Consider the following 10,629-nt stretch of genomic DNA (forward strand, 5'->3'; position numbering starts at 1 on the left):
AGGGTGGAAACCCAGGGATCGGTCGGTTCGGGCAATACCCTGACCCCGGCGGAGATCGACGCCGCCGATGTCGTCATCATCGCCGCGGATACCAACGTGGCGCTAGACCGGTTCCGCCACAAGCGGGTCTACTCGACATCCACCGGGAAGGCCCTCAAGGGCGGGAAGCAGGTCATCGCGGCCGCCTTCGACGAAGCGCCGGCTCCTGATGCCGGCGCTGCGGCCGAACCGGGAACAGGCAGGAACCTGGCGGGCGAGGTCGAACGGCTGAAGGCCGAGCGCTCGGCACAGAGGACGGGACCGTACAAGCACCTGATGACCGGTGTGTCGTACACGATCCCGGTCGTCGTGGCCGGCGGACTGGCCATAGCCCTGTCCTTCATGTTCGGCATCGACGCCGCGAAGGAGCCGGGATCGCTGGCCGCAGCACTGATGCAGATCGGCGGTCAGGCCGCTTTCGCACTGATGGTCCCCGTGCTCTCCGGCTTTATCGCCTTCTCCATCGCCGACCGGCCGGGGCTGGCTCCCGGCTTGATCGGCGGCATGCTGGCCAACCAGATCGGGGCCGGCTTCCTGGGCGGTCTGGCTTCGGGCTTCCTGGCCGGATACATCGCCCTCTATCTCCGAAACTGGATCAGGCTGCCGCAGAACCTGGAGGGGCTGAAGCCCGTGCTCATCATTCCGCTGCTCGCCAGCGTCGCGGTCGGCTTGCTGATGATCTACGTGGTCGGAACCCCGATCGCGGCCGTTCTGTCGGCCCTGACGGGCTGGCTCAGCGGGATGACCTCGGCCAATGCGGTGCTGCTTGGGCTGCTGCTGGGAGGAATGATGGCGGTTGATATGGGCGGACCGGTCAACAAGTCGGCCTATACCTTCGCCGTGGGACTGCTCGCGTCGGAGGCTTACCTGCCGATGGCGGCCGTGATGGCCGCGGGGATGACCCCGCCGCTTGGACTGGCGTTGGCGACGGTAATCGCGAAGAACCGCTTCACCCGGGATGAGCGCGACGCCGGCAAGGCGGCCGCCGTCCTCGGCCTGTCGTTCATCACGGAGGGTGCCATTCCCTTCGCCGCCAAGGACCCTCTGCGGGTGATCCCGCCCGGCATTGCCGGGTCGGCGGTGGCCGGCGGCCTGTCCATGCTGTTCGGCTGCATGCTTCGCGCGCCGCACGGCGGCGTCTTCGTCCTGGGCATCCCCAACGCCGTCACCAATGTCGGCCTCTATGCCCTGGCGATCGCGGCGGGAACGGTCGTGACGACGGTGCTGGTGATCGTCATGAAGCGGCCCGTGGCGGCTGAGGCTGGACTGGAAGCGGGAGCCTCCTGACTCAGGCCTCCTCCTCCGACGCAGCCGCTCCCCCCGCTCCGCCCTGGATCGAGGTCAGCACCGGCCGCGAGTCGAGCAAGCCGGACGCCTTCAAGTCTTCGAGGTTAGGTAGATCGCGGAGGCTTTCCAGGCCGAAATGATCGAGGAAGCCGTCCGTCGTGATCCATGTCAGCGGCCGGCCCGGCGTCTCGCGCCGCTTGCCCGGCCGGACCCAGCCCGCTTCCATCAGGATATCCAGCGTGCCCTTGCTGGTGGCGACGCCTCGTATGCTTTCGATCTCGGCGCGGGTCACGGGCTGGTGATAGGCGATGATCGCCAGGGTCTCGACCGTGGCCCGCGACAGCTTTCGCTGGACCTCGGCATCGACGCGCAGCTTTTCCGCCAAGTCGGGCGCCGTGCGGAACGACCAGCGTCCCGCCGTGCCGACAAGATCGATGCCGCGTCCCGCATAATCCTGCTTCAGCTCGGCCAGCAGCCGGACGATGTCGACGCCGTTGCCAAGGCGATCCGCCAGGGTGCGTTCGTCCAGCGGTTCGGCCGAAGCGAAGATCAGCGCTTCGAGCAGGCGAAGTTCGGGGCTCATGGCTGCTGCGACCTGACGCGGCGAAGATAGATGGGCGAAAAGACCCCTTCCTGCCTGAGTTCCAGCTTGCCGGCCTTGGTCAGTTCGAGGCTGGCGACGAAGTGCGCCGCCAGGGCCGAGCGGCTGAGCAGCGAGTCACCGGCGGCGCCGGGGACGAAGCTTGCCAGGGAGGTCCAATCCGGCAGCCGCCCCAGCATTTCGGACAGGTGCTGGAGTGCGTCCTCCATGGAGTAGAGTTCGGAAGGCTGTATGCGCCACGTGCCGAACTCCTCCTTCCGCTTGTGCTCGGTATAGGCCTTCAGAAGATCGTAGAGCGACAGGTCGAAGATCGACCGGGAGACTATCTGGATGCCTTCCGGAGCGCCGCGCGCAAAGACGTCGCGGCCAAGGCGCGGACGGTCGACCAGCTTGGCCCCGACTTCCTGCATGGCCTCGAGCCGCTGAAGCTGGAAAGCCAAGGCCTGAGCCAGATCCTCCCCGCTCGGCTCCTCCTCGTCCTGCTCGGGCAGCAGCAGGCGGGACTTCAGGTATGCCAGCCACGCCGCCATCACGAGATAATCGGCGGCCAGTTCCAGCCTGATGCGGCGGGCCTCCGCGACGAAGGCCAGGTATTGGTCGGCAAGCTGAAGGATGGAGATCCGCGTCAGATCGACCTTCTGATCGCGCGCCAGCGTCAGCAGGACGTCGATCGGTCCCTCATAGCCGTCGAGATCGAGGACAAGCTGGCCCTCGGCAGCTTCGCCGTTCGGCTTTTCCGTCGTCATCGGAGGTCAGCCGTGACCGGTCGCGAAGCCGAGCAGGCGGATGACGTACTCGACAGGCGGGCCGAGCAGCCAGGGCAGCACGCTCAGGTTCATGCCGATCTGCTGGCCGATCAGCGGCAGGATGAACAGGACGCCCATCAGGATGAACAGGCCGTAGTTCTCGAGCCGGGCCAAGGGCATTGCAAGCTGGCGCGGCAGCAGACCGACCGCCACCCTGCCGCCGTCCAGAGGCGGCAGCGGGATCATGTTGAACACCGCCAGGATGACGTTGATCTGTACCGCGATCACCAAGCTCTGCTGGACCCATAGCAACGCGGTTTCCGGCAGAAAATCGATCCAGCGCAGCGCCCAGGCGGCGAAGAACGCCAGGACGATATTGATGACGGGTCCGGCCAGCGCCACCAGCACCATCCCATAGCGCGGGTTGCGCAGCCGGTTGAAGTTGACCGGCACCGGCTTCGCCCAGCCGAACATGAACGAGGTGGTGAAATACATCACCGCCGGCAGGATCACCGTGCCGATGGGATCGACATGGCGCAGCGGGTTGAAGGTCACGCGCCCCAGGCTTTTCGCCGTGTTGTCCCCCAGCTTCCACGCGGCGAAGCCATGCGCCGCCTCGTGGAACGTGATCGCCATGATGACGGGGACCACCCAGACGGAGGCGTCGAACAGGAACTGTTCGATCGAGGTCATCATGCGATGATGTCCGATCCCTCGAGCAGCGCGTCCAGCCGTTCCCGCATGCGTTCCGGATCTCCCTTGCCGGGAGATTTCAGGAACGTCAGCGCATGCGCCCAGCGGGCGGCGGCGGAATCCGTCAGCGGCGGCACGACGGGCGCCAGCGCCTGCATCTCCTCGAGCCTGCCGTTGCAGTGAAGGACCACGTCGCAGCCGGCCTCCAGCACGGCGACCGCGCGTTGCGCCACGGTGCCGGCCAGTGCTTCCATCGACAGGTCGTCGCAGAACAGCAGCCCGTCGAAGCCGAGCTGGTCACGGATGACGGACTGGATGACGACCGCCGAGGTGCTGGCGGGATAGACGGGGTCGAGTTCCTGGTAGACGACATGGGCGACCATGCCGAGCGGCATGTCGGAGACGACTTCGAACGGCAGGAAGTCGGTCCGCGCCAGTTCGGCCCTGCCCGCCTCGACCCGTGGTTGTTCCAGATGGCTGTCGCACAGTGCCCGGCCATGCCCGGGCAGATGCTTGATGACCGGCAGGACGCCGCCGTCCAGGAACCCCGTGCAGGAGATCCGCGCGAGGCTCGCCACCAGCTCCGGATCGTCGGAGAAAGCGCGGTCGCCGATCACGTCATGGGAGCCATCGACCGGAACGTCGCATACCGGTGCGCAGTCGACGGTGATGCCGGCATCGTGAAGCATCGACGCGATCAGTCGCGCTGTCAGCCATGCCGCCTCGGCTCCGGCTTCGGGATCGCCGGCGGCAAGATCGCCGATCCGTCGGGCCGGCGGGAAAGACGGCCATTCCGGCGGGCGCATCCGGGCGACGCGTCCGCCTTCCTGGTCGATCAGCACCGGAGCGTCGGAGCGCCCGACCGATGCCCGCAGGTCGGAGACGAGCGTCCTGACCTGATCGGGGGTCTGGCAGTTCCGGCGGAAGAGGATGAAGCCGAAGGGATTCGATGCCCGGAAGAACTCTCGCTCTTCCGGGGACAGGGTGGTACCGGCGCAGCCGTAGACGATCGCGGCGGGAAGCTTCGCGGTGGAAGCCTTACTACTGACGGACAAGAATGCACCCGACGCTCTGTGACTTGAGAGAGGAGCAGATGGAGGTCGCGCGCGCTTCGTCCACCGGTCCTGCCTGGACGCGATAATAGATGCCCTTGTCGCCGAGATCGACCCGGACGTAAGCGACACCCAACCCGCCCAGGGCTTCCGGGTAGCGCTTCTGCAACCGCTGGAACTCCGCTCGTGCGGCGTCCTCGGACTTCACCGATGCGATCTGAAGGCGGAAGTTTCCGCCGCCGGACGATGCAGCCGGTGGAGCCGGCGGCGGCGGCAGGGCCGCCGTCTGCGCTGGTGCCGGAGGCGGCGTCAGCGAGCGCGGGGGGGCCGCGGGCGCGGCTTGCGGCGGCGGAGGCGTCGGGCGGGCCGCCACAACCGGCGGTGCAGCGGCAGGGGGCGGTGCAGCGGCAGGGGGCGGTGCCGGAGTTGGCGCCACCGCAACCGGCGGTACGGGCTGGCTAGCTGGTGCTTCCGGCACGCCATTGCCCGGTATAGCCGGCGATTCCACCGCCGAGGGCGGCAGGCCGGATGTCGCCGGTTCCTCGATCGCTTCGGGCGGCGGCGGAGCTTCGGGGCGGGGCAGCGGGTTCTCCGGCGGCGGCAGGAGACGTTCGACTGCGGCCGTCTCGGTATTGCCGGTTTCGGCCTTGAGGCGGTCGTAGATCAGCTTGTCCTGATGGGGCACGGCCATGCCGCCCGGCTGCTCCGGCCTCATCTTGACAGGAGAGTTGTCGGCCTTGACGACCGGCATGCCGCCTTCACCGACCGTCGGCTGGCTGCTGGACCACGCGAACCAGACGATGGCGAAGAAGACCATGAGGCCGACGACCGCCAGGACGGGCGCCAGCAGACGCCGCTGCGTGCGAGGCCGGGCATCCGGGTTGGGCCGCGACGTCCCGCGCTGATACTCGCGCGGTTCCACCCGGAGATCGCGCGGCATATATCGCGCGTCCTCTGGGTCAGGCTGGCTGCCCTGCTGGTTCCCGGCTTGATTTCCGGGCTCATAGAAGTCTCGGGGATCGTACTGGCTCATCCGCGCAGTTCCTCGACAGGCTCCACTCCCATTACGTCCAGGCCGGACGCGATGACGATAGACACCGCCTTGACCAGCGCCAGCCGGGCGGTCGTCAGTTCCGGATCTTCATCCAGCAGGAAACGCATGGTGGTGTCGTCCTTGCCCTTGTTCCACAGTCCATGGAACGCGCCGGCCAGATCGTACAGGTAGAAGGCGATGCGGTGAGCCTCATGGGCCTGAGCCGCCGACTCCACCACGCGCGGCCAGCTTGCCATCAGCTTGATCAGCTCAAGCTCCTCCGGAGAGGACAGGCGGGCGAGGACGGCAGTCGCCGCCAGATCCTCCGGCGCCAGACTGCGCGCGGGATCGGCGTCCTGGGCGTGGCGCAGGACCGAGCAGCAGCGGGCATGGGCGTACTGGACGTAGAAGACCGGGTTGTCCTTGGACTGCTCGGTCACCTTGGCGAAGTCGAACTCCAGCGTCTGGTCGTTGCGCCGGGTCAGCATGATGAAGCGGACCACGTCGCGGCCGACCTGATCGATGACGTCGCGCAGCGTCACGAAGGTGCCGGCGCGCTTCGACATCTTGACCGGCTCGCCGTTCTGCAACAAGTGGACGAGCTGGCAGATCTTGGCGTCCAGGCTGCCCAGCCCGCCCGTCACCGCCGTCGTCGCCGCCTGCATCCGCTTGACATAGCCGCCATGGTCGGCGCCCAGAACGTCGATCAGCACGGAGCTGCCGCGCCGGTACTTGTCCAAGTGGTAGGCGATGTCGTTGGCGAAGTAGGTCCAGCTTCCATCCGACTTCTTGAGCGGACGGTCGACGTCGTCGCCGAACTGGGTGGCGCGGAACAGGGTCTGGGGACGCGGCTCCCAGTCGTCGGGCTTCTTGCCCTTCGGCGGCTCCAGCACGCCGGTATAGATCAGGCCTTGCTCGACCAGGGACTGATAGGCGTCCTCCACCGCACCGCTGGCGATCAGCGCCCGCTCCGACGAGAATACCTGGTTCTGAACACCGAGATCGGCGAGATCCTGCTTGATGCCGGTGAGAATCTGCTCGATCGCGAAGTCGCGGGTGACCGGCAGCCACTCCGTTTCAGGCGCGTCCATCCATTTGGAGCCGTCGCGTTCCGCCAGCGCCGCACCGACGTCCTTCAGGTATTCGCCCGGATACATGCCGGCCGGGATCTCGACCGTCTCGCCCAGGGCTTCCCGGTAGCGCAGATATGTCGACCGGCCAAGCACCTCGACCTGGGCGCCGGCGTCGTTGATGTAGTATTCGCGCGTGACGGTATATCCCGCCTTCTCCAGCAGCGACGCCAGGGCGTCGCCGACGACGGCGCCGCGCGCATGGGCCGCGTGCAGCGGGCCGGTCGGGTTGGCGGAGACGTATTCGACATTGACCGCGATGCCGGCCCCGATGCTGCCGTTGCCATAGGTTACGCCCGCCACCAGGATGTCGCCGACGCGCTCGCGCCACGTGTCGTCCGACAGGCGCAGATTGACGAATCCGGGACCCGCGATTTCGGCCGAGGTCACGTCCGGCAGCGCGCGCAGGCGCACGGCCAGAAGCTCGGCGATGTCGCGCGGCTTGCGCCCGGCCTGTTTGGACAGCACAAGCGCCGCATTGGTGGAAAGATCGCCATGGGAAGGGTCGCGCGGCGGCTCCACCGTTACCTTGGAAAGGTCGAGACCTGACGGCAGGTCTCCGCCGGTGGCAAGGTCATCCAGGATGACGCGCAGGTCTTTGGCGAACTCGTTGAAAAGATTCATCAGGTCTTTGATTCCATGTCGAACATCCGCTCATACTCCGCCAGCGCGAAGCGATCGGTCATGCCTGCAATATAATCGGCCACCAGCCGCGCGCGTGCTTTTTCCTGCGCGCCGGCGCTCACGCTATCCTTCAGTGCCTCCAGATCCTCCTGCCATTCCGTCGGAAGGCACTCGGGCTCGGCCATGAACAGCGCGAATAGCTCCGACACGACGCGCCGTGTCTTGCTGGTGACGCGGTTGACTTTGTAGTGGCGGTACATGCGCTGTTTCAGGAAAGCGCGCAAGACCCGATCATGGGCGCGCATCTCTTCGCTGAACGCTACCAGGGCACGGGGAGCGTTGCGCACATCCGCCGCGCAGTGCGGCTTGACCTCCGCGATGCGGCGGCGGGTTTCCAGGATCAGGTCGGTGACCATGTGGTCGATCATCCGGCGGACAGTCTCGTGGATCAGGCGCTGACGCTCCAGTCCCGGATAGCGGTCGTGCAGCCCCCGGATGATGCCGCCCAGCAGCGGCAGTTCCGCCACTTCGTCCAGGGTGAACAGCCCGGCGCGGAGGCCGTCGTCGATGTCGTGGTTGTTGTAGGCGATATCGTCGGCCAGGGCGGCAACCTGCGCTTCCATCCCAGGGTTGGTGCCGAGTTCAAGGTCGAACTCGTCCTGGAACTCCCGGATGGTGGTCGGCAGCGCATGGCCCGGCAGTTCGGGAAGCAGCGGACCGTTGTGCTTGACGACGCCTTCCAGCGTTTCCCACGTCAGGTTCAGCCCGTCGAACTCGGCGTAACGGCGTTCCAGCCTCGTCAGGATGCGCAACGTATGGTCGTTATGACTGAAGCCGCCGAGATGCAGCATCGACTCGTTCAGCGCCTCCTCACCGGCATGGCCGAAGCAGGTGTGCCCAAGGTCGTGCGCGAGCGCCACCGCCTCCGCCAGATCCTCGTTGACGCCGAGCGTGCGGCTGACGGAGCGGGCGATCTGCGCCACCTCCAGGCTATGGGTCAAGCGGGTGCGATAGTAATCGCCCTCATGGTAGACGAAGACCTGCGTCTTGTATTTCAGCTTGCGGAAAGCGCCGGAATGGATGATGCGGTCGCGGTCGCGCTGGAAGACGGAACGGGTCGGGCTCTCCGGTTCGGCCTTGAGCCGGCCGCGGGTATGCTCCGGCATGGTGGCGAACGGAGCCGCCTCCTGCCGGCCGAGGCCGGAAGACGTATTCGGGAGAAGGTGTTGTTCCGCATTCATGGTCCGGACACTACCGATAGAGCGGCCCTCTTTTCAATGAAGATCGCGACTTATTGACCTCTTCACCGGCTGGGCCTTTGACGGATCGGTCAGGTCTGCTTACATAGGGACTCCTGATTTCATTTAAGGGACTGTTTTTCAGGTCCCATCCGATTGGAGCTGAGGAGTTTTCCATGGCTGACACGGCGCTGAACACCACCCTTACCGACCCCGTGGCGCCCGCGAGCCTCGGCGATCGGGCCGTCACGATCTCCGACAGTGCGGCCAAGCGCGTCCTGGTGCTGCGCGGGCTGGAAGGCGACGACAGCCTGATGCTGCGCATCACGGTATCGGGCGGCGGCTGCTCCGGCTTCCAGTACGGGTTCAGCTTCGACAACAAGAAGAACGAGGACGACTACGTCTTCGAGCATCAGGGGATCGGCGTCGTCACCGACGATGCGTCGCTGGACCTGCTGAACGGCTCCGTCATCGACTTCGTCGAGGATCTGATGGGAGCGTCGTTCCAGATCAGGAACCCCAACGCCACGGCATCGTGCGGCTGCGGGTCGTCCTTCGCGGTTTGAATTTTGCCGTTTGATGCCGCCGGCTTAAGGCGGTATCCAGAAAGGCCCGTGCCGGAACCGGCACGGGCCTTTTTCTGTCCGCGTCCGGAAAGTCGCCTGCCCCATGGTCAAGATCGCCACCTGGAACGTCAATTCCGCCAAAGCCCGCCTTCCCAACATTCTGGGGTGGCTGGACCGCGCCTCTCCCGACGTCGTCCTGCTCCAGGAGATCAAGTGCGAGACCGCCTCGTTCCCGAAAGGCGATTTCGAGGCGATGGGGTACAACTGCGCCGTGGTCGGCCAGAAAAGCTACAATGGCGTGGCGCTGCTGGCAAAGCAGCCGGTCGGAGATATCCTGGACCATCTCCCCGGCGCACCCGACGATGTCCAGGCCCGCTACGTCGAAGCGACGGTCGGCGGGATCCGGATCGCTTCGATCTATTTGCCCAACGGCAACCCGGTCGGTACGGAAAAATATCCGTACAAGCTGGCCTGGATGGAACGGCTTCGCCGGCACGCGCAGGAGTTGCTCAAGACCGAGCAGCCCTTCGTGCTTGGCGGCGACTACAACATCATCCCAGCGCCCGAGGACGTCTACGATCCGCAGGCCTGGGAAACCGACGCCCTCTTCAGGGCTGAAAGCCGCGCCCAGTTCCGGGCACTGCTGAACCTGGGGTTGACCGAAGCCTTCCGCGCGCTGCACCCGGACGAGCAGCACGCCTATACGTTCTGGGACTATCAGGCCGGCCGCTGGCCGCGCGACCAGGGTATCCGCATCGACCATTTCCTGCTGTCGCCACAGGCGGCGGACCGGCTTGTCGAGTGCAGGATCGACAAGGGGCCGCGCGCCCAGGAGAAGGCGTCCGACCATACCCCCGTCGTTCTCGAACTGGCGGACTGACCAGCCGCCGTTCGATCAGGAACCGGCCGATCAGGCTTCGGTCGGTCAGCCGTTGCCGAAGGTATCGCAGGAATTCGGAGAACCGCTGTCCAGCCCACGCCGGAACCATTGCACCCGCTGCGCCGAACTCCCGTGGGTGAAACTGTCGGGTGTCACCCGTCCGGTCGCCTGTTTCTGAAGCCGGTCGTCGCCGACGGCGCTCGCGGCGTTGAGCGCCTCTTCGATGTCGCCGTCCTCCAGGACGCCTTGCTTTTGCGCCATGCTATGCGCCCAGATCCCGGCAAAGCAGTCCGCCTGCAATTCCACACGGACCGACAGCGCATTGGCTTCGTTCTGCGACACCTGACGCTGGGCGGCCTGGACGTCCCGGCTGACGCCGAGCAGGTTCTGGACGTGGTGCCCTACTTCGTGGGCGATCACATAGGCCTGTGCGAAGTCGCCGGGCGCTCCCATGCGGCTGCGCAGGTCCCGATAGAAGCTCAGGTCGATATAGAGTTTGCGGTCCGCCGGGCAGTAGAAGGGTCCCATGGTCGAGCGAGCCGACCCGCAGCCGGACTGCACCGCATCGCTGAACAGGACGAGGATAGGTTCTTCATATGTCCGGCCCGACTGACTGAAGATGTTGCCCCATACATCCTCGGTTTCCGCCAGCACGACCGACACGAAGTTCGCCAGATCTCCCTCGGCGCCGGATTGGGCGGACGGCATGCTCCCTGGGTTGACCGTGGAGGAACGGGGAG

11 protein-coding genes are annotated in these 10,629 nt (G+C 66.0%); 3 read left to right on the plus strand and 8 right to left on the minus strand.

Translation table 11 applies throughout. The features are described from left to right. Positions 1-1,326 (plus strand): PTS fructose transporter subunit IIC (locus AC5JJ6_RS25290; RefSeq protein WP_496044718.1); only part of this gene is annotated, 1,326 nt, incomplete at its 5' end. Between the two features lies 1 nt (position 1,327). Here AC5JJ6_RS25290 and scpB read toward each other — a convergent pair. The 7 genes from scpB to AC5JJ6_RS25325 form a co-directional block, all read right to left on the minus strand. Continuing rightward, the gene (gene scpB, locus AC5JJ6_RS25295; protein ID WP_496044719.1) at positions 1,328-1,909 is read right to left on the minus strand and encodes an SMC-Scp complex subunit ScpB; all 582 of its coding nucleotides are present in this window, start codon (positions 1,907-1,909) and stop codon (positions 1,328-1,330) included. Continuing rightward, the gene (locus AC5JJ6_RS25300) at positions 1,906-2,673 is read right to left on the minus strand and encodes a segregation and condensation protein A (RefSeq protein WP_496044720.1); all 768 of its coding nucleotides are present in this window, start codon (positions 2,671-2,673) and stop codon (positions 1,906-1,908) included. Before AC5JJ6_RS25300 ends, scpB begins: the two co-directional genes overlap by 4 nt. 6 nt (positions 2,674-2,679) lie before the next feature. Beyond that, positions 2,680-3,369 (minus strand): site-2 protease family protein, encoded by a 690-nt coding sequence (locus AC5JJ6_RS25305; RefSeq protein WP_496044721.1) that lies wholly within the window; start codon positions 3,367-3,369, stop codon positions 2,680-2,682. Beyond that, positions 3,366-4,421: a beta-N-acetylhexosaminidase gene (gene nagZ / locus AC5JJ6_RS25310; RefSeq protein ID WP_496044722.1), complete on the minus strand. Its 1,056-nt coding sequence runs from the start codon at positions 4,419-4,421 to the stop codon at positions 3,366-3,368. Before nagZ ends, AC5JJ6_RS25305 begins: the two co-directional genes overlap by 4 nt. Further along, entirely contained in the window at positions 4,408-5,358 is a 951-nt protein-coding gene (locus AC5JJ6_RS25315) for an SPOR domain-containing protein (protein WP_496044723.1), read from the minus strand. The genes nagZ and AC5JJ6_RS25315 overlap by 14 nt, the downstream gene beginning before the upstream one ends. Positions 5,359-5,447: 89 nt before the next feature. Next, positions 5,448-7,205 (minus strand): arginine--tRNA ligase, encoded by a 1,758-nt coding sequence (gene argS, locus AC5JJ6_RS25320; RefSeq protein WP_496044724.1) that lies wholly within the window; start codon positions 7,203-7,205, stop codon positions 5,448-5,450. After that, positions 7,205-8,446 (minus strand): deoxyguanosinetriphosphate triphosphohydrolase, encoded by a 1,242-nt coding sequence (locus tag AC5JJ6_RS25325; RefSeq protein ID WP_496044725.1) that lies wholly within the window; start codon positions 8,444-8,446, stop codon positions 7,205-7,207. The genes argS and AC5JJ6_RS25325 overlap by 1 nt, the downstream gene beginning before the upstream one ends. A gap of 173 nt (positions 8,447-8,619) precedes the next feature. On the opposite strand from AC5JJ6_RS25325, the gene erpA reads away from it, so the two are divergent. Beyond that, the gene (gene erpA / locus AC5JJ6_RS25330) at positions 8,620-9,009 is read left to right on the plus strand and encodes an iron-sulfur cluster insertion protein ErpA (protein ID WP_496044726.1); all 390 of its coding nucleotides are present in this window, start codon (positions 8,620-8,622) and stop codon (positions 9,007-9,009) included. Positions 9,010-9,112: 103 nt separating this feature from the next. Then, entirely contained in the window at positions 9,113-9,889 is a 777-nt protein-coding gene (locus AC5JJ6_RS25335) for an exodeoxyribonuclease III (RefSeq protein ID WP_496044727.1), read from the plus strand. 45 nt (positions 9,890-9,934) lie between these two features. Here the strand turns inward: AC5JJ6_RS25335 and ypfJ are convergent. Continuing rightward, on the minus strand, positions 9,935-10,629 hold a 695-nt coding region (ypfJ, locus tag AC5JJ6_RS25340; protein WP_496044728.1), incomplete at its 5' end, for a KPN_02809 family neutral zinc metallopeptidase.

It is taken from the genome of Skermanella sp. (assembly GCF_059503625.1).

Excerpts from the sequence above, each read along its gene's own strand:
- scpB (WP_496044719.1), bottom strand. The coding sequence starts at position 1,909 with ATGAGCCCCGAACTTCGCCTGCTCGAAGCGCTGATCTTCGCTTCGGCC.
- AC5JJ6_RS25300 (WP_496044720.1), bottom strand. The coding sequence starts at position 2,673 with ATGACGACGGAAAAGCCGAACGGCGAAGCTGCCGAGGGCCAGCTTGTC.
- AC5JJ6_RS25305 (WP_496044721.1), bottom strand. The coding sequence starts at position 3,369 with ATGATGACCTCGATCGAACAGTTCCTGTTCGACGCCTCCGTCTGGGTG.
- AC5JJ6_RS25315 (WP_496044723.1), bottom strand. The coding sequence starts at position 5,358 with ATGCCGCGCGATCTCCGGGTGGAACCGCGCGAGTATCAGCGCGGGACG.
- argS (WP_496044724.1), bottom strand. The coding sequence starts at position 7,205 with ATGAATCTTTTCAACGAGTTCGCCAAAGACCTGCGCGTCATCCTGGAT.
- AC5JJ6_RS25325 (WP_496044725.1), bottom strand. The coding sequence starts at position 8,446 with ATGAATGCGGAACAACACCTTCTCCCGAATACGTCTTCCGGCCTCGGC.
- erpA (WP_496044726.1), top strand. The coding sequence starts at position 8,620 with ATGGCTGACACGGCGCTGAACACCACCCTTACCGACCCCGTGGCGCCC.
- AC5JJ6_RS25335 (WP_496044727.1), top strand. The coding sequence starts at position 9,113 with ATGGTCAAGATCGCCACCTGGAACGTCAATTCCGCCAAAGCCCGCCTT.